Raw genomic sequence first — 24,044 nt, forward strand, 5'->3', positions numbered from 1 at the left:
GTTTGCGAAGCAGCTCGCGATAGGTCTAATTCATTCGGTCTCAAGGCTGACTAGTTCAGACTTGCTTGAAGTTCACCGAGGACTTGCTTTAATCGCTCCGGGTAATCCGTAATAATACCGCTTACTCCAAGCTCTACCATACGTTTCATATCCTCTGTCTCATTTACTGTCCAAGGATACACCGCAAGTCCTTTTTCCAGAGTCACTGCCAGTTGGTTGTCTGTGAGCTGCTTGTAGTAAGGATGAAGGGAATACGTATTCACTCCAACGGCATTCGGCAAATATTCAGGATGCTGAAAATCCTGATGATATAGAAGTCCAAGCTTAATTGAAGAATCAAGAGCTTGAAGTTTCTGCAAAGCGCCAAAGTGGAAGGAAGAAACAACGACCTGCTCGGTCCGGTCATATTCCCGCAGGAGGGTTACGAGCTTCTGCTCGATCCCCTGTTCCAGTCCCCCTTTAATTTCCACATTAATCATCAGATCCTTAGGTGCTAGTTCAAAAACTTCTCTGAGCGTAAGGATCTTCTGCCCTTGAAACTTTGCATCGTACCAGCTCCCAGCATCGAAGCTTCTCAGTTCATCCAGGGTCATATCCTGAACCGCTCCCGTACCATCTGTCGTGCGGTCAATCGTGTAATCATGAATCACCATGATTTCCCCATCCTTGGAGAGATGAATGTCCAGTTCAAATGCATTACAGCCTTGCGTAAGAGCAAGCTCGAAAGAAGCCAGTGTATTTTCCGGTGCAACTCCCGCCGCTCCCCTGTGTGCGATAATGATTGGCATTGTAGAATTCATTGGTCACACTCCCTGATTGTCATTGGATAAATTGGTTTATTGCTTAATTACAGACCTATGCGGACATGTAGTTCATGTTAAGTATATGGAGTTCAGGAGATGAGTTCTACCTTTTTGTGTTAAAAGACATTGGTACCTTCGGAGCAAACTTTACATTTCATCGATGTTATAGAACCGGGCACAATTCCCTCCCAGGATGCGGCTCCTCCATGAGTCAAGCTGCCCAAAATCCGGCTTCCATATCCGTAAAGGCTGATGGATGTCCATAAAGTCTTTAATCTCATGTTCCTCGAGCATGGAGCTTATATTTCCTCCATTCCGTTCATCCCAGCCCATTTCCCACATCTTCTGAGTGATACCTGACTAATATCCGTTAAAACAACACAAACAAATATTATTAATCTGTAAATTTCTTTACTCAGTAAATGACATTCAGAAAAAATAAACGTAAGACAGACTCATGTACTCCTGCAGTCCGTCTTACGTTATCTATTTTTTAAACCAGCTGTATTTTTTCAAACTTGAATTTATTCCAATATACCTTTAGGCTATTAAATTTAATTACCCTATTCCTGCTTCTTGCTTCGTGAGCCGATCCTGTGCAAAATTCCAATTCTTAATGCGTTCATACTCCTCCATGGTGATTGGCAGCACGGTCCCGTGCTTGAAGCCATATGGGAAGCTGAAGCTTTCATCGGAGCGAATAAACCTCCCGCTGTCGATATCATCCGCTAGAAAAGGAACATAACCTTGTCCTTCGCCTTCTACACCGAAAAAGTCTAGCAGCAGGCACCATCTGCCGTCCTTTACCTTAAATGCCGTTGGCGCTTCATAGGCATGATGCCCCAGCTTCGCCATTTCTTCATCAAACGCTTCAATACGGGTATGTTCACCAGTAAGCGTATTGCCCTTCTGCAGAATGATCCCCTCGGGATCCTTCTCGCTTTTTAGAAAACGATAAAAGGTCCCGTTCTCCTCATAAATTGCAGAATCAATAATCCCGCTGCCGTCTTTGCGGCACAGCATCTCCGGCTTCGAGAAGTTTACGAAATCTTTCGTTCGGGAGTAATAAATCGCCTTATGCCCGAAATTATTAGAGGCATGTGCAGAAGACCAGTGCAGAACATAGTCATCGTTCTTGTGGTCATAAATGACATCGGGTGCCCACAGACAACCAAAGTCCTCATCTCCAAGCTCAATCATTCTCTGTTCGGACCAGTTCACCAAATCCACCGATTCCCATAGAGACAAGCACTTGCTCCCTTCTCTTGAAATGCTGGCCCAGCTGCTCTTGTACTTCGTATTAAAGCCATTAGCAAGACTTAAATCCGTTGCAATAATGAAGAACTTCCCTTCTCTTGTCCTTACAATGGTATGATCTCTAACCCCTTTATCTCCCAGTTCGCTCCACAGCACAGGGTTACCATCGTTGACTTGCTCCCAGTTCAGGCCATCCGTACTCAGGCCAAAATAAATCTGTTCACCGTCCGGTGTTTTCTTCTCTTTGAAATGTACGAATAGATAAGCATCCATTATAATTTCCTCCTCTAGTGATTTAATAGAATGACCCAAATCGTTATTCTTAGAATAATTATTCCATGCTTAATTTCTAATCGGCCTCATCGTTCGAAGTACACCATAAATACCATTCAAATCTGCTTCTGGCTTAAACATAACGACAACTTGACTGCTCTTATTGATCATGCCTTGCGGAATCTGATATTCCTTGGTCACAAACTCTCTTCTACGTTCATAGCCGGTTTCTTCTCGCGCGAGAAGCTGATCGTTCACATAAATATTCATGGCACGATTATGGTTGATGAGGAAGTACATCACCTGAAGCACATTCACATCATCTGGATCGACAGCCAGCGTATAACTGAACCAGCCCTCCCCGTTTGCAAGTCTGCCATTCTGACCATCCCAAGCTCCGCTGAATGTATTCACGCCCTTGATCTCATGCTGGAGTTCATACTGATCATTACCTACCTGAACGCTATCAATGGTTGCCTCCTTCGTCAGGACCTCAAGCCTGCCAAGCTCCAAATGGCGTCTCAGCTCCTCCGAGTCTGATTCAACAATGTTCCAGTAGATGCCGTATCGTTCCTTATGCTGCTTATAATGAGGTGTAAAAATTAACCGTTCATCCTCATCAGTGTTCTTTAAACGAAATTCCATTCGATTCTCATCTTTAACAACATGCTCTTCGATGGATTGTATCCATTCTTTAGGAGTAATCCCGTTAGGAATGATAAAGTCCTTAACCCGCATTCGCTTCGTCGGCACTTGCACCATGATGCCCGTGCTTGACAGCGTCATATCTTCAATGCCTAGAGCTGCGCTAAGCACAAACGGACCATACTGGAAGCCCACCGCTGCCGGATTGTCAGGGAGTCTGCAGGCAAGCACCTTCATGGGTAGAACTAAATCCAGGACATCTCCACTGTGCCAGACCCGTTCTACCTCAAGATAATCATTACTAATCTGAGGTTCAAGCCGCTTGCCATTTAATAGAACAGATATTTCACCCTGAATCCAGTGGGGCACTCGAATATAAAGCTTCATCGCCTGGTCTCGTCCATCTGTCGTTTCAATGATAAACTGTACATCATCACGCTCAGGAATACTGGCGGTTTGCGTAATTCGAATATTCTTCTGTACATAATCCAGCCTGGAACTAATAAATTGATTCACGTACAGCTCATTGTCATTGTAAAAATAGATGCTGTCATTCAGCTTCGTAAAGCTCTCCATCCCCGTACCTGTGCAGCACCAGAAGTGCTCAAACGGAGAGCTGTATATTTTGAAATAACCGGTAGCCATCGGCTGAAAATACATTGTCATTCCCGTCTCGGGATTTTGTGAGGATAGAATCGCATTGAAGTAGCTCGTTTCATAATAATCGGCATACTTCTTTTCCCGGGTAAGTTTGAACAGCTCACGAGTCAGCTTCAGCATGTTGTAGCTATTACACGTCTCGCAAGTGATATCCGTCCGTCTTGCATCCAGGATATCTGGCTCTCCAAAATGCTCCGATTCACTGTTGCCGCCCGTCATATACGTGTGATGATATACTACGATATCCCAGAATTTCTTGGCTGCCTCAAGATAAAATTTCTCACTTTCACCCAGCGTACGATAACGGTTAAGCGCTCCCAGGAATTTAGGGATCGTTGTATTTGCATGCTTGCCTTTTAATATATCTACACCCTGAGCGATGGCTTCGAACAATGGAATTTCATCAAATTTATGTGCTGCCTCCAGGTGCTGTGGATCTGCTGATATTTTATAAAGATCATACAAGCAATCATTCATTCCACCGTATTCAACCGCAAGCACTGTCGTTTGCAGCTCCTGAGACCAGCGGGAAGTACGTGCTGCAACCCAGTCACCTAATTTACAGACAACCTCTTTGGCATCTGCCGACTCTGTTGCGTGGTAAACGGCTATGAGCCCGGCAATCAGCTTATGTATGGTGTACCATGGAACCCAGGCGGGCTGTCTCTTCTCTACGTTATCGATCAAGCTCTCCGGAAATGCAGACAAATAACCGCTTTCAAATTGACACACCTTAAGTTCTGATATGATGTAAGTCAATTTCTCAAGCATCGCCGGATTGCTTGTTTGCTCATAGGCCTGAGCACATGCACTCATGTAATGCCCGAGGGTATGTCCCCGAATCTCGGTATTCTCCCAGCCCGGATATTTGGCAGCCTTGGGAGTAAGGCCGCAGGTTTCGCGAAATCCAGCAAGCAGTCGGTCCAAGTCATAGCTATGTAAATAGTGGAGCTCCTTCGCAAATGCATTGGCATAATACTCCCCCGTCAAGCAAACCTGATCTAAGCGAAAATCCTGCAATACATGACTCTTCACTGCTTCTTCCCTCGTAGACATTCTCTTATCCACCTTCCACACTCTACTTAAATGGTTCAAGCTTGCTATTTCAGAATAGCCTGTTAAGCTGCAGGAGTGAAGTGGAGAAACGTTCGAATTCGTGTACAAAAGTCAGGTGATTGCGTATTGACGCAGATGAAACGTAAGTGATAAAAAATAGTATCAATCAACGAGTAGTAACTACTCTTGAAAATAATCTATAATAGGAATGTCAGATTTAAGGTGTTAAAAGGTTAGATATAGTCGGTCGGAGGATATACATCGATGGTTGGATACGCTTTTAATATAGAGAAACCCTTAATTTTGCAAATGACAGGAAAATTCGTCTCTCCTTCTCCAGACTGGATTCATATGAGCAGGATACTAATGGATTACGAGCTGTTCGTTCAGACCAAAGGCGAGCTGTATATCGCAGATGATCAGGAGAAGCATGTACTGCAAGAGGGAGATTTTCTGCTCATGCCGCCAAGAACGAAGCAATTCGGCTATAAGAAGTCCGACTGCAGCTTCTACTGGCTTCATTTTACTGCAGACCATCCGTCTTTCAATGCGATACCTGTTCGTGATTATCAGCCTGCCCAGAACCATATATTTATCCCGTCTAAAGGGCATTTGCGAGGCATGGACAAGATCGTCATTATGATGAAACAGCTGCAGGATTCTATGCGTAGTTATCAGAATACGACACTTGGCAATTACATGGCAACTACTATACTGTGTGAACTATACCATCAATCCTATGCTGCAGAGAATGTGCTCGGCAAGAAGCTCAAGCAGCTGCAGCTCTATAATGATGTTGTGGATTATATTAGCTGGAATCGGTTTGAGCCGCTCAAGGTATCTGAAATTGCCGATCATTTTGGATATAACTCCAAATATCTGTCTCATCTGTTCGCTTCTATTGCCGGAGTTACGCTCAAGCAGTATATCGTGCAGCAGAAGATGGAAGCAGCAGCCTTTCTCCTGACCGATACGAATCAAACGGTACAAGAAATTGCAATGCAGCTGGGGTACCATGACAGCCAGCATTTTATGAAGTCCTTCAAACAGATGACGCATCTAACACCAACGGACTTCCGAAACGCCGCTGCCAACCGGCTGTTGTATTACAGATGAATTAGTAGAGCTTGTCCCTTGAATCTATACACCCAGTTCAAATCCACGTACATGAGATGTTTAATCAGCTGGGCAGCACTATTATAGTAATTACTCGGCCCCCTGTAATCCAGCTCGTCTAGCGTCATACCCTGTGAAATCTGCCGAAGTCGCTCACAATTTTCTTCCACAGCCAAATACAACATACCTACGATCGGAGACATATCAAGGTCACTTTTTAAATCTTATAACATTGAATTATTCCTCCATTTCCAGTGATCATTAATATTTTTAAAAATTCCATTTCTCTAAAAAGCTCATATCAAAAAACACCTCCAAGATTGTCTCCGACCTAACGAAGTCGTTGAATGTTCTTGAAGGTGTTTTCATTTTATGCTAATCTTCTTATTCTTTCGTTGTCAATTTCAGTGGTGCCGCAATCACTTCTTCCACTTCATTGCCTTGAAGCACATCCGCTGCGGCTCGAACAGCGAGTTCACCTATAAGTGCCGGCTGTTGTGCCACCGTAGCGGTCAGCCCCCCAGCATTAATGGACTTGATCGCGTCCTCATTACCATCAAAACCAACAATGATTACATCTCGGCCTGAGCTTTGAATCGCTTCTAGTGCTCCGAGCGCCATCTCGTCATTATGGGCGAATACAGCCTCCACATCCGGGTTCCCCTGAATTAGATTCTCCATAACGTTGAGGCCTTTGGTCCGATCAAAATCGGCGGGCTGCTTAGCCACCACATCGAGCTGCTCATCGGCAATATTGTGGAAGCCCTGTCCACGCTCACGCGTCGCCGATGCACCTGCCACGCCTTCCAGCTCAATGACTTTCGCGCCTTCGCCCAGCTGCTCAATAATATACTGAGCAGCCATTTCTCCGCCCTTCACGTTATCCGAAGCTACGAGTGCTTCAACATCCCCTTGGTCTGCAGAACGATCCAGAGTAATGACCGGAATGCCAAGCGAATTCGCTGTTTGCACTACATTTGAAATCGCCGCTGAATCGGTCGGGTTAATGAGCAGTGCATTCACGCCTTGCTGAATCAGATCATCTACGTCATTGGATTGCTTCGCAGAATCATCCTGGGCATCTACAATTACAACCTCAATGCCTTGCTTCTCTGCTTCAGCTACGACACCGTCTTTTAAGGCAACGAAGAATGGATTATTTAAAGTAGAAATGGATAATCCGATTTTTATTTCATCTGTATTGCCGTTGTTATTCGGTTTAGCCCACTCCGGCGGCTGCATGGAACAGCCTGTCATAATGATCATGAGCACGGCGGTGAACAATAAGGTTAGTTTTTTCATCATGTCTCTACTCCTCTTATGCAGATTTCTTACGGTCAATCAGTACCGCAATGACGATCACGACACCTTTGACAACCATTTGATAGAATGAGGATACGCCAAGCAGGTTCAAACCGTTGTTAAGCACACCAATTATCAATGCCCCAATGAGTGTTCCTACAATGAGACCGCGTCCGCCAGTCAGACTTGTACCACCTAAGACGACAGCTGCGATCGCATCGAGCTCGTAAGATTCACCTGCTGTAGGCTGTGCTGAGTTAAGACGGGAAGTCAGAATGGCACCAGCTAGTGCAGCCATCATACCTGCAAGAGAATAGATCATTATTTTGACACGGTCGACTTTAATACCTGAGACAAGTGCAGCCTTCTCATTACCACCGATGGCATACGTTTTGCGTCCAAATGATGTTTTATGGAGAATGACCCACAGAATAGCAAATGTAATCATCATGGTGATTGCCGGAACGGGAATACCAAGGAAATATCCACGTCCAAACAATTGGAAAGCCATGCTGTCACCCAGTCCAGTAATTGGATTCCCGTTCGTGTATACAAGCGTTAAGCCCCGGAAGATCGTCATGCTGGCAAGTGTTGCAATGAAGGGTGCCATCTTACCCTTCGTAATCATGAGACCGTTCATCATTCCCATGATTCCGCCCAGCAGCACCCCGACAATGATGGCAAGGATCGGATCCAGACCCGACAACATTAGATTAGCGACTATTGCACTGGACAACGCAAGGATCGAGCCAACAGACAGATCGATACCACCAGTGAGAATAACAAAGGTCATACCAAATGCAAGCAGTGCATTAATCGATACCTGTCTGAGCAAATTCAATATGTTAAGCGGTTCCAAAAATCCCGGATTCATGATCGTCACGATGACGATGAGTAAGATTAGACCGAGCAGAGGCCCTAGCTTACCAGCAAGCTGAGACAACTGTAATCCTTTTTTATTACTCGTTTCGTTTGCACTTGTCATGTTATTGCCCTCCTGTTGCTAACGTCATAATTTTCTCTTGTGTAGCTTCATTGCGACTGAGTTCTCCACTGATATGTCCCTCGTGGACTACGATAATCCGATCACTCATACCGATTACTTCTGGCAATTCAGAAGATACCATGATAATGGCAACCCCGCGGTCAGTCAGCTCATTCATCAGCTGGTAGATTTCCCGCTTCGCGCCTACATCGACGCCGCGTGTCGGCTCGTCAAGGATCAGTACACTCGGTCCGATACCTACCCATTTAGCAATAACAACCTTCTGCTGGTTACCACCCGACAGATTTCTGGCCGCCGTTTCTGATGATTCTGTCTTGATCAGAAGCCGTTTGATGAGTGTATCCACAAATTCCTTCTCTTTCTTGCTGGAGATTAGACCTGCTTTGCCACTGAAGCTGAATAGATTAGGGAGCACCATATTTTCACGAATAGAAAAATCAAGCACCAGACCTTCATCCTTACGATCCTCCGTTATAAAGCCAATACCGTGCTTCACTGCATCATCAGGCTTACGGATATTCACCTTCTTGCCCCGGACCAACATCTCTCCACTATGAAGGGAATCAAGTCCAAACAGGGCACGCATGATTTCAGTTCTTCCTGCCCCCATCAGCCCTGAGAAGCCCACAATCTCACCAGATCTAACGCTGAAGCTTACATTGTCGAAAGCATCTTTGCGACCAATGTTTTTCACTTCCAACACGACCTCACCCGGCTTCGGGCTTCTAGCAGGATAACGTTCGGTGAGTTCACGGCCAACCATCTTCCGGACGACTTCTTCAAAGCTTGTTTCCGGTATTGGCTTGGTGTCCACGGTCTTCCCGTCACGCATCACCGTAATTCGATCGCAGATCGCAAAGATCTCCTCCATCCGGTGAGAGATATAAACAATGGAAACACCTTGTTTGCGAAGGGAGTTAATGACAGCAAACAGCTTCTCAATCTCACGTTCTGTCAGTGCGGCTGTCGGCTCGTCCATTACAATAACCTTGGCATTGGTCATAAGCGCTTTGGCGATCTCAATCATTTGCTGCTGTCCTACCGAGCACTCTCCCGCTTCCTGATCCAGTGGTATGCTGACAGCAAGCTTTTCAAACTGTGATTTTGCCAGCGTTTTCATTTGTTTCGTATTTAAAAATCCTACTTTACTGGTCAGCTCCTTGCCGATAAACAAATTCTCAAGAACTGTCATATCTGGCCAAATGTTCAGCTCCTGATGGATAAAGGCGATACCGAACTGCTCTGCTTCTCTAGGATTAGAAAAATAAGTTTCCTTCCCATCAATCAGAATCGTTCCTTCGTTCCGCTCATGTAAACCGATCAGGATATTCATCAGTGTAGATTTACCTGCCCCATTCTCCCCCATGAGCGCATGAACCTCACCTTCAACCAGATCAAAATCCACACCAGTCAGCACATTATTCGTGCCGAATGACTTATGAATTCCTTTCATTTGAATATGCATGTATGATTCCCTCCTCGATGTGGATCTGTCAGAAGTAAACACCGGACTGTAAAATGCAATTGGCATAAGGCTTTGCCTCACCTGTCCGAATAATAACCTTAGCATCCTGTGTCAGCTGCTTGAACAACTCATGCGAATGATATTCCACCAGCTGATTAGTAAACTTCTCTTCTATATATTGCAGTGCTTCCTTATTTTCAGATTTAATCTCTTCAGCCAGAATTACCTTCTCAATCTCCATATCTTCCGCAATGGCTTCAACCACTTCCATAAAACTAGGCGTACCCAGCTTTATGGAAAGGTCAATCTTGTGAACACCCTCTGGAACAGGAAGTCCAATATCGGCAATGACGATTTGATCGGTGTGTCCGAGATCTGCAAGCACTTTAGTAATATGGCTATTTATTATTCCTTGCTTCTTCATTTACAAGCTCGCCTCCACTTCCTCACGTGTCGGCATTCCGCCTTGAGCACCAAACTTCATGACAGAAAGGGATGCCGCACGATTAGCGAATTTAATACTATCTTGCAGGGATTGCCCTTCAGCCAGAGCAACAGCAAAGGCCGCATTGAAGGTATCTCCTGCACCGGTTGTATCGACAGCTTCCACAATATAACTCGGAACTACAATCTCCTCTGTTCCGTCGAAGAAACGAACTCCGTTCTTCCCTTCAGTGACAAACAGCTTGTTCGGATACTTGCGAAGCGAATCATGCAAGCTTGCTCCATCAAAAATGATTTTGGCTTCATGCTCATTAGGTGTAATATATGCTGCCTTCTCTATCAGTTCATCGCTCACAGGCCGGGCAGGTGCCGGATTTAATAAGAGTGGCACGCCAAGCTCAATGCACAGCGCTGCAACATGCTCCACCGTTTCTTCGGGAATTTCCTGTTGAATGAGCACGATGTCCGAGTTCCTGATTACTTCAACCGTCTGATCCACATAAGCGGGTGTCACCTCATCGTTCGCTGCTTTTACAAAGACGATACTGTTGTCACCTTCTGCCAAAATAATATGAGCCGTTCCACTTTCCATATCTGTAACCGGTTCCACATAGTCGACGATAACACCATTTTGTTTAAAATTGTTCAGGATGATTTCGCCGTAATGGTCATCACCCACACGCCCGATCATCGTAACCTCAGCACCGAGTCTGGCTGCAGCGACAGCCTGGTTAGCCCCTTTGCCTCCCGGCACGGTCTTGAAAGATTCTCCAAGCACCGTTTCTCCTGCACCAGGGCGTTTATTAGATGTCACGACGAGATCCATCGAGGAGCTGCCAATGACCGTTACTTTTGCTTGTTTACTCATTAGTTTCGTGCCACCTTTCGGGTTGTATTCCGTTCTATATACTCAACTGGAAACTGAATATAGTTCTCCATATTATGTTTGTTATCAATTAAATGGATTAACAGCCGGGCAGCTGCTCTTCCCATCTCATATGCAGGCTGTCTAATGGTTGACAGTGCCGGTGATAACAATCCGCTGATTGGAATATCATCAAACCCGACGATCTGCACATCATCTGGTACTCTCCTGCCTTGCTTTACGGCTTCATGAATCACTGCTATCGCTGCCAGGTCATTACTCGCAATAACCCCGTCCGTAGAAGGATAAGTATCAAATAGGTTCTTCGCCAGCACATCTACATTGTGAAAAGAAAAGGTGGAAGTCTGGATGACATGATAATCCATTCCTGCTTCTTCGAGAGCCTCTACTGCTCCCTGATATCGATCTTGAGCCGGTTTGACATGAGCAGGACCTTGCATGATCGTAACTTCTTTGCTGCCTCCGGCAATAATCGCTTCTGCTGCAAGTCTGCCTCCCTGTCTTCCATCTGCATATACCGAAGGTTTATCATGTGATGTCCTGTCAAGAAATACGACAGGCAGGCTGAAGGATGTGTACGTATTTGTATCCGGATTATTCGTCAGGGTAATCACACCGACCACATTATTTTGGGTAAACGTTTGCAAATAATCCAGTTCCTTCTGCTCATTCTCATCACTGTTTCCGATAATGATACGGTAATCATTCTCCCGCATTTCATCTTCAACACCTCTGGCTACCTGTGGGAAGTAAGGATTCGTAATGTCCGGAATCAGCAGTCCGATAAGCTTGGACTTTCGTTTATATAAAGATCGCGCTACTTCATTGGGAGAATAATTCAATGCCAGAATGGCATCCTCCACTTTCTTGCGTGTATCCTCATGAACATAGCCTGCGCTATTAAGTACCCGGGACACCGTGGCCACTGATACACCTGCTTGACGTGCTACATCTTTAATTGTTGCCATTTCTGTCACCTCGACTCTGTGTAACCGGTTACAGGTCTAAGATAACATAGATTATCTCATGTTGCAAGCTCAAAAATCTCCATCTATATTCTGTCATATTATTTCATGGTAAGATGGAGATAAGCTTTAAGTTTATGGATAGGAGGTTCTACGCCATGGGATTATTTAGAAAGATCACTTCCCTATTTGGTACGAATGAACACAAGCCTAATCGGAATAAGAGAATTGAAGCACCTGAATTTGTATACTCCCCCAACTTACCCGAACAATTAGGAATCGTCATGTCTGTTCATTCGTTGAACAGATTAGCTGCTCGTCTCGAAGAAGCATTAGATGATACATATATGAATCAGGTGAGAGATAGAGTTATGTCCAAGCATCGCTATACCGCTGAGAAATATAACTGGATGCTGCTTGAACTGAAGCGTTACTTTCTTCTCTGCTCTGTGCTCAAAAATGTGCCTATGTACAGTAATGATACAGACGTCATATGGCATGAAATGCTGATGTTTACACGAGACTATGAGGATTTCTGCCGGAAATTCACCGGTGATTTCATCCATCATCAGCCGCATACTGTACAGTCAAGCGAAGCCGAGCGTGAGAGTGAAAGAGCTTGGTATGATCTCATATACAGTCGTCTTTTCATAATTCATCCGGAGAATGAGCAGTTATCCAGACCTTTCTTCAAGCATCCTATGGAGGATAAGGTCCTTAAGAGACTAGAATATGATGCGAACGACGAAGTGATCACTTCCAGACTGCGAGTAACGAATGACCTGGATGTGAAGCAGCTTCAGGAGGAGCTGCTGCTTACGCTCAGCCACCAGATCAGAGAAGCCCATTTGCACATGGATGACTTGTTAAGACAAGATTCGCTGTCCGCAAAAAACAAACAGAATACCTCACCGAATTTGTTAAGAAACAATGCGGCGATGGACCCTATCCTCTCGATCTTGCTCGTATCTGCTGCTGCTTCTTATTTGTTCGAGGAAGCTCCGCCTTCTGAGGAAGAGCTTCGCAAAGCGCAGGATACCAGCGGTGGCGGAGGATATTACGGCTCCCATTCGAATGAGCATGAACGCTCTGACTCCGGTCACTCGAATGACACATCACCAAGCGATACCTCGGGAGGCGATTCGTCTTGTGGAGGTTCATCCTGCGGCGGGGGATGCAGCAGCTGAGTGCGTAGAAACACTCTTCTGTATTAGATGTAATATAGAGTTCTGTGTCTAAACAGTTATGTGCTTGTATAAAGGAGTGATGAGATGATTGGAAACAAAGATCAATTCATCTTTGTTCTGTTACGAAGAATTTTTTCTCGATACAAGGTTAGTATCTACATGTCACATAAACAAGAACATTTCTATTCAATCATTCACAAGCTAAACAGCCATCATGTTGATTTTAGAACACAAATAACGGATACCGGTTCCTCTGGAGTCAGTTTGGGCGGATTATCCGCACAGTATGAAATTTTCGTTAAGAGTAGCGACAAGCATTTAGCTGAAAAAGTGATTAATAATAAAATATAACTTCCGCATCAAAGCTTTTCTCTCGAATCAAAGGCTCCTCTCAGCTAAGTGCTGAAAGGAGCCTTTTGTATTTTTATTTAACATTAATAACTCATTTCAATTCGCACCGCTGTCGTTTTGAATCCCGGCATTTTACAGAAGGGGTCCAGTTCGCCGCGTGTGGCACGGTTCACATTTTGAACGCCTCCCCAGTGCATAGGCACAAACAGGGTGTCCTTTCGGATCTGTTCATTGAAACGGCACCGTACCTGGAATTCACCATATCGAGAAGTGATTCTTACCCAGTTCTGTTCTTTGATTATATAATGACGTGCCGTATCTGGATGAATTTCTACGAAATTTTCTACCTGTCGCGATGCAAGTCCCGGACTCAGCCTTGTTTGTACTCCTGTCAGATAATGAGACAGCACCCGGCCATTGGTCAGCATAAGAGGGTATTCCTTTGACAAACTTTCTTTGATCATTTTACTTTCTTCCGCTGTAAACACCGCTCTGCCATCGGCATGTGCAAATCGTTCTTCGAAAATTCTACCTATTCCCTCTTCGTCTACCTCAGGACAAGGCCAGTACACTCCTTCCTCCTTCCGCAGTCGATCATAAGTGATGCCGTAGTAATCGGCGATACCACCCCGGCTGGCGACTCTAAGTTCATTGAAAATTTCTTCTGCCGAAGTATAGTCGAAGTATTTGCCTTTACCCAGAGCCTTTGCGAGCTCCCGAAGAATCTCCCAATCATGTCTGCAATCTCCTGGGGGCTTCGTGACTGCTTCACGCAGGAGTACCCGTCCTTCCAGATTCGTGAGGGTACCTGTGTTCTCTATATAGGAGCTAACCGGAAGAACGACATCGGCCAAGCGCGCCGTTTCAGATAGAAACATATCCGCTACGGCCAAGAATGGTACCTTCTCCAGTGCTTCCTCAACGAGTGTTGCGTTAGGGTTCGAAACAATCGGATTTGAACCCATCACGAACAGCGCTTCAATGTCTCCCGAATGAACGAGCTCCATCATTTCATAGGCGGATACGCCTTTTCTAGGAATTTCACCTTCTTCAACACCCCATACGGAAGCAATGTAATTCCGATCCTGCTCATCCTCAATGGAGCGGTATCCAGGAAGCTGATCCGCCTTCTGACCATGCTCCCGGCCACCCTGTCCGTTCCCTTGACCTGTAATCGCTCCGTATCCGCAGCCTTGTCGGCCGATCTTCCCTGTAACGAGCAGCAAATTAATAAAATGTCTGACCGCGAGGTGCCCATCTGTCTGCTGTTCCACTCCTCTGGCCGTCAGCACCATACCTGTCTTCGCCTTGCCAAACATGTCAGCGGCAAGCTTCAGATTTTCTACGGATACTCCGGTGTTTTCCGTGATATACTCCCAATCGAGTTTATCAAGATAAGCCGTCAATTGTTCATAGCCGTTCGTTCTATTTGCAATAAATGCTTCATCCAACAGCCGCTGCTCCCTCAGCCATTTCAGCATTCCGTCTGCAAGCAGCATATCCATGCCCGGACGAACGGCAAGATGGAGGTTTGCCATAGCTGCTGTCGATGTTCTGCGCGGATCAATGACAATAATCACCGCACCCTTTTCTTGAGCTCTAGTAAAATACGGCATAAGTGTAGGCTGGCATTCCGCAATGTTGGTTCCCGCGAGTATGATACATTTTGCATGCTCAATATCGGCCAAAGGGAAGGTTAGACCCCGATCCATTCCAAACACCTTAGCACCTGCCGATGCAGCAGCAGACATACAAAATCGTCCATTGTAATCAATATACTTGGTGCCGATGCCAATCCGCGCAAATTTGCCGAGCATATATGCCGTTTCATTTGTCAGTGATCCACCACCGTATACGCCGACCGCATTCTTAGGAATAGACCTTATCTTGTCCGCAATACACTGAATCGCTTCATCCCAGGAAGCTTCCGTAAGTTTACCGTCCTTTTTGATTAGCGGAGCCGTAATTCGTCTTGCGCTTGTCGTATGCTGGTGAGCATTCATGCCTTTGACACAAATTCTTCCTTCGGAAGCTTTGTTCAGGGTCCCTTTGGATTCCGTCACATACTGCAGTACACGTGTTGTCGACTTAGAGACAAGCTCGCGAGATTCAATCGTCACCTCCGCTTTACACTGTACGCTGCAGAATGGACACTGCGTCGTTGCATGATGAACTGCACCTTGCAGCACCGAAGCTGTTTCTTGCTTAGAATTCGATACTCCTGATGAGCTAGCCATTGTCATGCTGACTCCCACTCCTTTTTTATCTGAACATCCAGATTCGTCGTTTATGCATATTCCAGCTGCTTATGTTCCATCTCCATGACCCGTTCTCGAATGCTCCCGATCCCTGTCCGCTCAACCCATTCCCACATTTTCTCGTTAAACCAGCCCTCTGTGCTATAGAGCTCCACTGTGAATTGAGCAGCACGTATGGCCCCTTCTCTGGTGTCCGTCAGGCATAACAGCTGTCCCTCCGCTACCGGATGCCGTGCATGACCTCCCACGTAAATCTCGTATCCAGCGGGACACGCTTGAATGGCAATATCATGAAGCTTTATCCCGAATACGGACTCCGCTTCCTCTGAGGCAGCAGCATATATTGAAGCAGGAACCCGCTGCTTAGAACACCAGCTTAGAAATTCCTCAAATGTATCTAACGGTAAGGAGCAATGCTGAGCTTCTTGAGATCGGTTTCGCTCTATGTAGTATGAAATCGTATCTTCACAGGTGCGGCATCCATCTATATGATCTGCAGTTAAATCAAGTGACTCACGCACTTCTGTAGATGATATAGCTCCTATAGTACTAATGAGTTGTATCAACTCCTCGTGTCCGGCTGACATGCAGGAGCAGATGCTATGATCTGTGACTGATTCGTGTTCTGCACCGCTGATTGGCATCGAAGCACCTGACAGCGTAACCTTCACAATCGCCTCCAGCATGGGCCTGCACCCACCGCATGATCCAGATGCCTTCGTCTTCTGCTTGATTTCATCCGCAGTCGTTAGACCTTCTTTTCCCATCACCTTCACGATCGCTGATTTGGATACTTGGTTGCAGGCACATACCGTCTCTCCTCCCGGCATCGAAGCAACAAGAGCCTCCATCCGGTTTTCGCCTGCAGGTGCAGATTGCATTGCCGTCAGCTCATGGACATCCGCTTGATGTTTAATGTATCCGAGCAAGGTCTGGGATTCGGTCGTATCTCCATATAAAATAGCTCCAATAAGTTTACCGTTACGCATCGTCACTTTTTTATATTTAAATTGCAGACGATCATATTCCTGAACTGCTACACTGATGTCTGGTCCAATCTCACCAACAGAGAATAGATCAACACCGGAGACCTTCAGCTTGGAGTAAGGAATCGAGCCCTGATAAGCTTCGGTTGTCATATGACATAGCTTACGTGAAAGGACTCTTGCCTGATCATATAGAGGCGCTACCAGTCCATAACAGATCCCCTGATGCTCGGCACATTCTCCGACGGCATAGATGTGCTTATCACTTGTCTGCATGTAGTCATCGACGATAATCCCCCGGCTCACTGCAAGTCCGCTATCTCTCCCGATGTCCACATTAGGACTGATCCCTACAGCAAAAACAATGAGATCCGCCGTCAGCTTACTTCCACTGGCAAGCCGAATTCCCTTGGCCCTGCCGTCTCCGATAATTTGAACGGTTTGTTGTCCAAGGCGGAATTTCATTCCTTGTGCTTCCAGCTCTGTCTGCAGCAGTCCTGCGGACATCGGATCCAGCTGTCTATTCATCAGATACGCAGCATTGTGAATAACTTCCGTTTCCATACCAAGGTTCAGCAGCCCTCTTGCAGCTTCCAGCCCAAGTAACCCCCCGCCAATCACAATGGCTTTCTTGAATTCCCTTGCGTAATCCATCATCAGGAGACAATCATCCATACTTCGAAAAGCAATAACGCCCTCCTGATCACTTCCCGGTATAGGCGGTATGAAGGCTGATGACCCCGTTGCAATCAGCAGATCATCATAAGTCAACTTCATTCCAGAAGAGGTTTCTATCTTTTTTTTCTTCCGATGAATCCGTGTGACCTTCTCTCCCGTGTAAAGTTTGATTCCGTTCTGTTCGTACCAAGTCCAGTCATGAATAATTATATCTTCAAATGAAGTTCCACCTTGCAGCACTTTGGACAATTCGATCCGATTATAGTTCGGTCTCGGCTCTGCACCAATCACCGTAATTTCATAAAGCTCATGATTTAGTTGAATGATCTCCTCTATGCATTTCATGCCTGCCATTCCGTTTCCAACGACAACCAACTGTTTCTTCATCTAGTAAGCCTCCATCCCTTGCCTATCTCTGTAAAGAAACCACGATATTGAATTCTGTTTCACGAAAATGAACAAAAAAGCCCCTTTTCCATGGTAAGAAAAAGGGGCTGCGCTGCCTCACGAAACAGCACTCCGTTGTGCTGAACTTATATATAAGAGAATATAGGACACCTGATCTCGTGTCAATATATTTAACACAAAATACTTTCAAATGATTACATTCATCTTTTTCAGGAAATTGCGTTAAGTATCTTGACATAATCAAAAGCAATTTCTATAATTCAGTGTACAGTCATTCAAACAGAGTACATATGTGATTCACAATGAAGTGAATCATGTGTCACGGCAATGAGGCCGCAACTCGAACCCTTGATTAGGGGCGAATTGCGGCTTTTTTTGATGTGGTTGAGTTTCGAGATTCAGAGCGGGTCTTAACAGCCTGCTGTTAAGATCCAACACTTTAATGGAACTTAACAGCCTGCTGTTAAACTCCAAACTTTAATGGAACTTAACAGCTACCATAATAGATCGATCCGGATAATTATACTGTTTATCCCCGATTTGATCTAAAAGAAAAAAAGGAGAGATTAGGATGGAGAAAAAAAGTTTCTGGAAAAGCGGGCATAACCCCACACTCTTCGGCGCATTTTTTTATTTTGACATCAGCTTCATGATCTGGGGTTTGATCGGCCCGCTTAGTGTTGTCATTGCAGGAGATTACCCCATGGATGCGGCTCAAAAAGCGAATCTGGTTGCACTTCCGGTATTAAGCGGCTCCATACTCAGACTGCTCTTCGGGTATCTGACCGACCACATTGGTCCTAAACTTACGGCGCAGATTGGAATGATCGTTACCTTAATCCCCTTGGTTCTCGGCTGGCAATGGGTCAGCTCACTGGATCAGCTGTATGTTGTTGCCCTGCTCCTTGGTGTGGCTGGCGCTTCCTTCGCTGCAGCGCTCCCGCTTGCAAGTCAGTGGTATCCAAAAGAGCATCAAGGCCTAGCAATGGGAATTGCCGGAGCAGGTAACAGCGGAACTGTACTCGCAACACTATTTGCGAATCGGCTTGCTACACATTTTGGAAGCTGGGAAGTCGTATTCGGACTCGCCATAATTCCCATCGTCATCGTATTTATCATCTTCACCATCTTCGCCAAGAACAGCCCGAATCGTCCTGCACCAAAAACCTTTGCTCAATATGCTAATGTCTTAAAACAAAAAGATGCAGTCATTCTCTGTTTATTTTATTGTGTTACCTTCGGCGGCTTTGTTGGTCTGTCCAATTACTTAACGATCTTCTTCAATACTCAATATGGTCTGTCTGCTGTACAGGCAGCCGATATTGCAACATTCTGTATTATTGCAGGCAGCTTCTTCCGGCCTGTTGGAGGCATGCTCTCTGACCGCTTCGGAGGTACTCGAATTCTGACATTCCTCTATGCAGGTGCTGCTCTAATGCTGGCAGGCGTTTCATTCCTGCCCCCGCTTCCGGTCGTTGTCGTACTCATGTTTATCGGCATGATGTGCCTTGGAGCCGGTAACGGTTCGGTGTTCCAGCTTGTTCCGCTAAGGTTCGGCTCCGAGATTGGTCTCATGACAGGAATTGTCGGTGCAGCCGGAGGACTAGGAGGTTATGCTCTACCGCTTCTTCTCGGAAACCTATACAAATCTGTCGGAAGCTACACTCCTGGATTCTTGATTCTAAGCATCGTCGCTGCAGCTGCTTGTATTCTTGTCGTTGCCATGAGCCTGCAATGGAGAAAAACATGGCTGCAAAAACAAGGCAAGAAGTCTGCTGCCATAGCTGCAGAAGTAAACGCATAGATTTCAAAGTTACGAATTAATTTCATAACTTATCAAATATTTTGTACTCAACAAGTAAATCATCATAAACATAATCAGCTGCAGAAAAAAGAAGCAGTAATCTTATCCTAAACAATAAGATACTGCTTCTCGCTTTTGTCATTTAACAGTCAACGTTCCAAAGGTCATATACATTCCGCAATTGAAATTGTAAGTCCCCGGCTCAAGTGTTGTATCAACGGTATAATAATTATCGCCTTTTTCCAAATATTGCAGCATATCAAAATCCTCAGAGACAAGGCTGGTAATATGAGTAAGGTTCGTTACCTTCTTAAAATTAATCTTCGTTGGTACCCCCTGCTTCACTTCAATGTGACTTGGAGAGAACCCCTGATCATTGATTTCAACAGTTACGACCTCATAATTGCTTAGATCCTCTTCTTCTTGTACAGTCTGTCCTCTGTCTAATGCAGACGGCACCATGCTGTTACCTTGGAAGAATATGATCAAACCACCTATAACAAGAACGGCTGCAAGCCCAATTGCCAAAAACGGCCACCATTTCACTAGCTTTTTGTTCATACGTAAACAAATCCTCTCGAAAAACATCTGATGTAATATGTCCTATATCTTAAGGATAAACCATATCTTCAATGATCTAAATAACCCTTTGTAGCTATTTCATTACATTCTTTTGTCTAAAATAAAAACATTATGTGAATGAAGCCTTAACATGAGGAAAAGAGAAGCGTCATCTAAGGACAGCTCCTCTTCTTCCTATTCCATATTATACACGTAAGTATTAAGGCTTAACCTAACTGATGCCAATCTGCGCTTCTTGTCACTGTTCGTTATTGTCAGTAATCCGCTTAGGGCCAGGTAGTCTCCCCGCATCTCTTAGAGCTTCTCTTAACAGAAACTCAATATGACCATTTACGCTTCGGAATTCATCAGCTGCCCAGCGCTCCAAAGCCTCATACGTAGCCTGGTCGAGGCGGAGAGGGAAGCTCTTCTTCTTACCTGCCATTAATGCGGCTCTCTCTCATTAATAGAGTGTGCTGGTGTTAATGACCGGCTGGGCAGAACGATCAGAAACGACAGCAACAAGCAGATTATTAATCATCGCAGCTTTGCGTTCCTCGTCAAGTTCAACAGCTCCTTCTTTCTCAAGCCGTTGAATCGCAAGCTGAACCATCGTTACTGCACCTTCCACAATTTTCTCCCGAGCAGAAATAATGGCAGATGCCTGCTGTCTTTGCAGCATCGCGCTTGCAATCTCTGTAGAGTATGCCAAATGTGTCAAGCGGGATTCACGTACATTAACTCCTGCAATCTCCAGCCGAGCCTGCAGCTCATTCGTTAACTCCATGGCGATCTCTTCCGCATTGCTTCTTAGAGAGAAGCCAGCTCCATCGAGATTATCATAAGCATATTTACTTGCCACATGGCGCAGAGCGGTCTCGCTCTGAATTTCTACAAAGGATTCATAATCATCCACTTCAAACAACGCCTTCGCTGAGTCCACTACGGAGAAGACAACAACGGCTTCGATCTCGATTGGGTTCCCTTCCACGTCGTTCACCTTCAGCATCGAGCTGTTGAAGTTACGGATACGAAGCGAAACCTTCTTCTGTACCAAGAGCGGAATTGTCATATAAAACCCACTATCGCGGATAACTCCCATATACTTACCGAAAAATGTAAGCACCATCGCTTGATTCGGCTGGACAACCGTCATTCCCGTAGCCAGCAAGACAGCAACTGCAGCAAGAATGGAGCCGTTAATATATCCGGCGGTTTCACCAGTAGCAAACGCATAAACTCCTGCAGCAATTAACACAAGAACAACAAGTAGGCCTACAAATCCATTTATACGAAATGCTTTTCTCTCCTGGAACAATAAACATCACCACATCTTTCCGCAATATTATTTTGATATATTTATGATATCACTTTTTACTTTAATTGTATACAAAACTTTATAAATTAATACTTTCGTAAAAACAAAAAAGCCCATCTCATTGATGGACTCAATATGTTATACTCGTTCCCCCAAAAATAAAACATCCAAGACTTGCTCATCCACTTCTTGCTGGTCGTTTATGGACACATAGTGGGACTTTGCTCCAGGCCTTGAACTGACTGTCCTTAATAACACGCCGTCTGCAAAGTGCAGCGCAGCTCCGTCATCCACACCATACCCCGGCTTCATCACTCCTTCAGATATGAGCTTGTGGTAGCCTGGTCTTCTGTGGACCTCCCCATCGTAGTGCGGACAGTGGCTTCCTTCTATGAAGCCCAAGCCATTCAGCTTATATACCGAAGCATGTAACGGATCTGTCGGACCCTCTTCAAACCAGCACATGGATCCTGCACTGAGCCCAGCGAGAATTAATCGATTTCAGCTCCCAAGTGCCGCACTAAAATAAGGAAACGCCCTTAGAAAAGCTTCTAGAGGCGTTTTTGATTGTCTGAGGACATGTTAATTTTCTATCAAAACTGAATTCAAGAAATTCATTTAGTAATGTAAATATGTTACAATAAATAGTATAAAATACATTAAATAGAATTTTAGGTCTTTTTATTCTTCAAAAATTTGGCATGAAGAAGCTATGAGTGGGAATACTAATTATTGAAAGGTGGTATTTTAATGATAAAAAAAATAGTTTTGACAACCTTTGTAATAACGATGATTTCTGGAGCGTTCATAACTATAAATTCAAAAAATTCAAATTCTGCAATCAATGCGGATAGTTCCTCCAGTTCAAAACCAACTGCTACAAATGAGACGATAACTACTACTGTTTCCTCGGGTACAGAACTAAAAACTCCAGAAGAGACTAAAGATTTTTATCCCTTAGATCTTAGTGACGTAGGTAAAATTACTACGCACCATGGTAGGTTTACCCGAGTAGTAGAGCAAACTATCTTCGATGAGTCTCAAATTGCACGAGAGATGAAGGAAATTGGTCCAAAGACAATGCAAATCATTCTTGATTACGGAATCTTTTTACGAGAAGAAGAATCAGAATACCGATCTAAATAAAGATTAAAGAAGGAGCAGTTGTCCTCGACAACTGCTCCTTCTTTTTTAGACTATTGTTACTCAACATATCCATTTCCAGATATAGGATCCGCACCTATAACATATAATAAAACAAACATATATGAACCATTTTCGTGGAAAAATAAAGTAAAAAGAGTGAATGATAAGCTCACTCTTCTGGTCGTATTATAACTGAATAATCATATGAATATCTTTGGGTTCCTTGCTGAACAGCTCGGCATCAACATTCTTCGTTAATTCACTCCCATTGCTTCGATAGAATGAAACGGCAGATCTTGTCTCTGTCGACGAGATGTACAGAGCTTTGGCACCTCTACGCTTAGCCTCTTCCCCCAGTCTGTTTAACAGCTCGGTTCCAATCCCTTGTCTTCTATATTCTCTGGTCACATACATCAGATCTACTTGCAGCTGATCCAGCTGTTCTCCTCTAGGTTTATGAGCAAGCACTCCGAACCCGACCAATATATCGTCAACAAATGCACCAACCGCCATCCCGCCTTGTTCAAGCTCGTAGAGGAATCTCTCCTCCATTTCTCGCAGTAATATATCGTCCCAATCAGGACACTCATGATCCGTCTTGATCTCAATCATATTATCATCGTCCATTTCATAGATGAGTTCAATATGTTCAGATCGATCAATTTCCTTCAATTGATGCACATCTTGGCATGTAAGAGCACGATAAGAGATCATGATTAATAGCCTCCGCATTTCCAGGATTAATAGTAACAGTAAATTGACCATACTGATTATATGATTCCAGCCTTTTAGACTGGTTGTATATGATCTAAGGTTAAAAAGTGGTTCAGTTCTTCAACGCTGTTCACGATATGAGTTGGCTCCGCTAGCCTCAACTCCTCTTCACTTCCATATCCAAATCCCACAGCAATGGAGTCGATCTTTGCTGAGCACCGATGATGTCATGTTTACGATCCCCGATCATTACCGTTTGTTCAGGTTGCAGATCGTAAGTCTCCATGAGATATCCGATAATTTCAGCTTTGGCAGATCGGGCTCCGTCCAGTTCGCTTCCACATATGTATTCGAAATATGAGCTAAGCTCGTAATGATCTAATATTTGCTTCGCATAAATTTCCGGCTTGGATGTGGCAATAAACAACCGCATCCGAGGATCATGGCTTAAACGATCGAGTATCTCTCTAACTCCAGGAAACACAGCGTTCTCGAAGAGTCCGGTAACACTAAAATATTCTCGATAATAATCTACAGCAGCTTCGATCTTCGCCTCATCAAATTGATAATAATCTTTGAAGGAAACACGCAGCGGCGGTCCAATAAATATGTCGAGATCATCTAAGCTATCCACGACAATGTTCATTTTGGCAAGCGCGTATTGAACCGACTTTGTAATGCCAAGCTTTGGATCGGTTAATGTTCCATCCAAGTCAAACAATAGATTGGTGTATGACATCTCTAATCTCCTTTTT

The 24,044-nt window shown here is 44.8% G+C and carries 23 protein-coding genes and 1 pseudogene; 5 read left to right on the forward strand and 19 right to left on the reverse strand.

What is annotated here, in order from left to right; translation table 11 throughout:
• Positions 1-50: 50 nt before the first annotated feature.
• The 4 genes from BM415_RS09230 to BM415_RS09245 form a co-directional block, all read right to left on the reverse strand.
• Positions 51-800, reverse strand: coding sequence for a glycerophosphodiester phosphodiesterase (locus BM415_RS09230; RefSeq protein ID WP_091157090.1), 750 nt, complete (start codon positions 798-800; stop codon positions 51-53).
• Between the two features lie 150 nt (positions 801-950).
• Positions 951-1,136, reverse strand: a complete 186-nt coding sequence (locus BM415_RS09235; RefSeq protein WP_091157093.1) for a hypothetical protein — start codon at positions 1,134-1,136, stop codon at positions 951-953.
• 225 nt (positions 1,137-1,361) lie between these two features.
• On the reverse strand, positions 1,362-2,333 hold the full coding sequence (locus BM415_RS09240; protein ID WP_091157096.1) for a glycoside hydrolase family 43 protein: 972 nt from the start codon (positions 2,331-2,333) through the stop codon (positions 1,362-1,364).
• Positions 2,334-2,402: 69 nt separating this feature from the next.
• Positions 2,403-4,694 (reverse strand): beta-L-arabinofuranosidase domain-containing protein, encoded by a 2,292-nt coding sequence (locus tag BM415_RS09245; protein ID WP_091157098.1) that lies wholly within the window; start codon positions 4,692-4,694, stop codon positions 2,403-2,405.
• A 264-nt stretch (positions 4,695-4,958) separates the two neighbouring features.
• On the opposite strand from BM415_RS09245, the gene BM415_RS09250 reads away from it, so the two are divergent.
• Positions 4,959-5,810, forward strand: coding sequence for an AraC family transcriptional regulator (locus tag BM415_RS09250; RefSeq protein WP_091157100.1), 852 nt, complete (start codon positions 4,959-4,961; stop codon positions 5,808-5,810).
• On the opposite strand, the gene BM415_RS09255 is transcribed toward BM415_RS09250, so the two are convergent.
• From BM415_RS09255 to BM415_RS09285, 7 genes are all read right to left on the reverse strand, one after another.
• Positions 5,801-6,013, reverse strand: coding sequence for a DinB family protein (locus BM415_RS09255; protein ID WP_091157102.1), 213 nt, complete (start codon positions 6,011-6,013; stop codon positions 5,801-5,803). The two genes, BM415_RS09250 and BM415_RS09255, sit on opposite strands and share 10 nt — an antisense overlap.
• Positions 6,014-6,194: 181 nt before the next feature.
• Positions 6,195-7,112: a ribose ABC transporter substrate-binding protein RbsB gene (gene rbsB, locus BM415_RS09260; RefSeq protein ID WP_091159158.1), complete on the reverse strand. Its 918-nt coding sequence runs from the start codon at positions 7,110-7,112 to the stop codon at positions 6,195-6,197.
• 16 nt (positions 7,113-7,128) lie between these two features.
• On the reverse strand, positions 7,129-8,097 hold the full coding sequence (gene rbsC, locus BM415_RS09265) for an ABC transporter permease subunit (RefSeq protein ID WP_091157105.1): 969 nt from the start codon (positions 8,095-8,097) through the stop codon (positions 7,129-7,131).
• A 1-nt stretch (position 8,098) separates the two neighbouring features.
• Positions 8,099-9,583, reverse strand: coding sequence for a sugar ABC transporter ATP-binding protein (locus BM415_RS09270; RefSeq protein WP_091157106.1), 1,485 nt, complete (start codon positions 9,581-9,583; stop codon positions 8,099-8,101).
• 28 nt (positions 9,584-9,611) lie between these two features.
• Entirely contained in the window at positions 9,612-10,007 is a 396-nt protein-coding gene (gene rbsD, locus BM415_RS09275; RefSeq protein WP_091157109.1) for a D-ribose pyranase, read from the reverse strand.
• Positions 10,008-10,895, reverse strand: a complete 888-nt coding sequence (gene rbsK / locus BM415_RS09280) for a ribokinase (protein WP_091157111.1) — start codon at positions 10,893-10,895, stop codon at positions 10,008-10,010.
• The gene (locus BM415_RS09285) at positions 10,895-11,881 is read right to left on the reverse strand and encodes a LacI family DNA-binding transcriptional regulator (protein WP_091157113.1); all 987 of its coding nucleotides are present in this window, start codon (positions 11,879-11,881) and stop codon (positions 10,895-10,897) included. The genes rbsK and BM415_RS09285 overlap by 1 nt, the downstream gene beginning before the upstream one ends.
• A gap of 155 nt (positions 11,882-12,036) precedes the next feature.
• On the opposite strand from BM415_RS09285, the gene BM415_RS09290 reads away from it, so the two are divergent.
• Together BM415_RS09290 and BM415_RS09295 are read left to right on the forward strand one after the other, a co-directional pair.
• Positions 12,037-13,065, forward strand: a complete 1,029-nt coding sequence (locus BM415_RS09290) for a glycine-rich domain-containing protein (RefSeq protein WP_091157115.1) — start codon at positions 12,037-12,039, stop codon at positions 13,063-13,065.
• Positions 13,066-13,149: 84 nt separating this feature from the next.
• Positions 13,150-13,416: a hypothetical protein gene (locus tag BM415_RS09295; RefSeq protein WP_091157117.1), complete on the forward strand. Its 267-nt coding sequence runs from the start codon at positions 13,150-13,152 to the stop codon at positions 13,414-13,416.
• An 83-nt stretch (positions 13,417-13,499) separates the two neighbouring features.
• On the opposite strand, the gene BM415_RS09300 is transcribed toward BM415_RS09295, so the two are convergent.
• Positions 13,500-15,659, reverse strand: a complete 2,160-nt coding sequence (locus BM415_RS09300) for an assimilatory nitrate reductase catalytic subunit NasC (RefSeq protein ID WP_091157120.1) — start codon at positions 15,657-15,659, stop codon at positions 13,500-13,502.
• A 44-nt stretch (positions 15,660-15,703) separates the two neighbouring features.
• Positions 15,704-17,725, reverse strand: coding sequence for a nitrite reductase large subunit NirB (gene nirB, locus BM415_RS09305; protein WP_091157123.1), 2,022 nt, complete (start codon positions 17,723-17,725; stop codon positions 15,704-15,706).
• Positions 17,726-18,317: 592 nt separating this feature from the next.
• On the opposite strand from nirB, the gene BM415_RS09310 reads away from it, so the two are divergent.
• Positions 18,318-19,550 carry a nitrate/nitrite transporter gene (locus tag BM415_RS09310; RefSeq protein ID WP_091157125.1) on the forward strand — a complete coding sequence of 411 codons (1,233 nt, stop codon included), beginning with the start codon at positions 18,318-18,320 and terminating at the stop codon, positions 19,548-19,550.
• Between the two features lie 138 nt (positions 19,551-19,688).
• Here the strand turns inward: BM415_RS09310 and BM415_RS09315 are convergent, their stop codons facing one another.
• From BM415_RS09315 to BM415_RS09330, 4 genes are all read right to left on the reverse strand, one after another.
• Positions 19,689-20,111, reverse strand: coding sequence for a cupredoxin domain-containing protein (locus tag BM415_RS09315; protein ID WP_091157127.1), 423 nt, complete (start codon positions 20,109-20,111; stop codon positions 19,689-19,691).
• Positions 20,112-20,370: 259 nt separating this feature from the next.
• Entirely contained in the window at positions 20,371-20,556 is a 186-nt protein-coding gene (locus tag BM415_RS09320) for a type II toxin-antitoxin system antitoxin (RefSeq protein ID WP_091157130.1), read from the reverse strand.
• A gap of 18 nt (positions 20,557-20,574) precedes the next feature.
• Entirely contained in the window at positions 20,575-21,429 is an 855-nt protein-coding gene (locus BM415_RS09325) for an SPFH domain-containing protein (protein WP_091157132.1), read from the reverse strand.
• Positions 21,430-21,567: 138 nt separating this feature from the next.
• Positions 21,568-21,921 carry a Type 1 glutamine amidotransferase-like domain-containing protein gene (locus tag BM415_RS09330; protein ID WP_280142868.1) on the reverse strand — a complete coding sequence of 118 codons (354 nt, stop codon included), beginning with the start codon at positions 21,919-21,921 and terminating at the stop codon, positions 21,568-21,570.
• Positions 21,922-22,179: 258 nt separating this feature from the next.
• On the opposite strand from BM415_RS09330, the gene BM415_RS09335 reads away from it, so the two are divergent.
• Entirely contained in the window at positions 22,180-22,575 is a 396-nt protein-coding gene (locus BM415_RS09335; RefSeq protein ID WP_091157137.1) for a hypothetical protein, read from the forward strand.
• 186 nt (positions 22,576-22,761) lie between these two features.
• On the opposite strand, the gene BM415_RS09340 is transcribed toward BM415_RS09335, so the two are convergent.
• Together BM415_RS09340 and BM415_RS09345 are read right to left on the reverse strand one after the other, a co-directional pair.
• Positions 22,762-23,289 (reverse strand): GNAT family N-acetyltransferase, encoded by a 528-nt coding sequence (locus BM415_RS09340; RefSeq protein ID WP_091157139.1) that lies wholly within the window; start codon positions 23,287-23,289, stop codon positions 22,762-22,764.
• Positions 23,290-23,363: 74 nt separating this feature from the next.
• Positions 23,364-24,028 (reverse strand): annotated as a pseudogene (locus BM415_RS09345) (HAD family hydrolase).
• Between the last annotated feature and the right edge of the window lie 16 nt (positions 24,029-24,044).

This window comes from Paenibacillus sp. 453mf (genome assembly GCF_900116105.1).
Taxonomy (GTDB): Bacteria; Bacillota; Bacilli; order Paenibacillales; family Paenibacillaceae; genus Paenibacillus; species Paenibacillus provencensis.

What these genes read in the sequence shown, in the direction of transcription:
- BM415_RS09315 (WP_091157127.1), bottom strand. Translation starts at nt 20,111, where the DNA reads ATGAACAAAAAGCTAGTGAAATGGTGGCCGTTTTTGGCAATTGGGCTT.
- BM415_RS09255 (WP_091157102.1), bottom strand. Translation starts at nt 6,013, where the DNA reads ATGTCTCCGATCGTAGGTATGTTGTATTTGGCTGTGGAAGAAAATTGT.
- rbsC (WP_091157105.1), bottom strand. Translation starts at nt 8,097, where the DNA reads ATGACAAGTGCAAACGAAACGAGTAATAAAAAAGGATTACAGTTGTCT.
- BM415_RS09270 (WP_091157106.1), bottom strand. Translation starts at nt 9,583, where the DNA reads ATGCATATTCAAATGAAAGGAATTCATAAGTCATTCGGCACGAATAAT.
- BM415_RS09245 (WP_091157098.1), bottom strand. Translation starts at nt 4,694, where the DNA reads ATGTCTACGAGGGAAGAAGCAGTGAAGAGTCATGTATTGCAGGATTTT.
- BM415_RS09285 (WP_091157113.1), bottom strand. Translation starts at nt 11,881, where the DNA reads ATGGCAACAATTAAAGATGTAGCACGTCAAGCAGGTGTATCAGTGGCC.
- BM415_RS09290 (WP_091157115.1), top strand. Translation starts at nt 12,037, where the DNA reads ATGGGATTATTTAGAAAGATCACTTCCCTATTTGGTACGAATGAACAC.
- BM415_RS09235 (WP_091157093.1), bottom strand. Translation starts at nt 1,136, where the DNA reads ATGGGCTGGGATGAACGGAATGGAGGAAATATAAGCTCCATGCTCGAG.
- nirB (WP_091157123.1), bottom strand. Translation starts at nt 17,725, where the DNA reads ATGAAGAAACAGTTGGTTGTCGTTGGAAACGGAATGGCAGGCATGAAA.
- rbsB (WP_091159158.1), bottom strand. Translation starts at nt 7,112, where the DNA reads ATGAAAAAACTAACCTTATTGTTCACCGCCGTGCTCATGATCATTATG.
- BM415_RS09320 (WP_091157130.1), bottom strand. Translation starts at nt 20,556, where the DNA reads ATGGCAGGTAAGAAGAAGAGCTTCCCTCTCCGCCTCGACCAGGCTACG.
- BM415_RS09310 (WP_091157125.1), top strand. Translation starts at nt 18,318, where the DNA reads ATGGAGAAAAAAAGTTTCTGGAAAAGCGGGCATAACCCCACACTCTTC.
- BM415_RS09335 (WP_091157137.1), top strand. Translation starts at nt 22,180, where the DNA reads ATGATAAAAAAAATAGTTTTGACAACCTTTGTAATAACGATGATTTCT.
- BM415_RS09240 (WP_091157096.1), bottom strand. Translation starts at nt 2,333, where the DNA reads ATGGATGCTTATCTATTCGTACATTTCAAAGAGAAGAAAACACCGGAC.
- rbsD (WP_091157109.1), bottom strand. Translation starts at nt 10,007, where the DNA reads ATGAAGAAGCAAGGAATAATAAATAGCCATATTACTAAAGTGCTTGCA.
- BM415_RS09340 (WP_091157139.1), bottom strand. Translation starts at nt 23,289, where the DNA reads ATGATCTCTTATCGTGCTCTTACATGCCAAGATGTGCATCAATTGAAG.
- BM415_RS09300 (WP_091157120.1), bottom strand. Translation starts at nt 15,659, where the DNA reads ATGACAATGGCTAGCTCATCAGGAGTATCGAATTCTAAGCAAGAAACA.
- rbsK (WP_091157111.1), bottom strand. Translation starts at nt 10,895, where the DNA reads ATGAGTAAACAAGCAAAAGTAACGGTCATTGGCAGCTCCTCGATGGAT.
- BM415_RS09295 (WP_091157117.1), top strand. Translation starts at nt 13,150, where the DNA reads ATGATTGGAAACAAAGATCAATTCATCTTTGTTCTGTTACGAAGAATT.
- BM415_RS09250 (WP_091157100.1), top strand. Translation starts at nt 4,959, where the DNA reads ATGGTTGGATACGCTTTTAATATAGAGAAACCCTTAATTTTGCAAATG.
- BM415_RS09230 (WP_091157090.1), bottom strand. Translation starts at nt 800, where the DNA reads ATGAATTCTACAATGCCAATCATTATCGCACACAGGGGAGCGGCGGGA.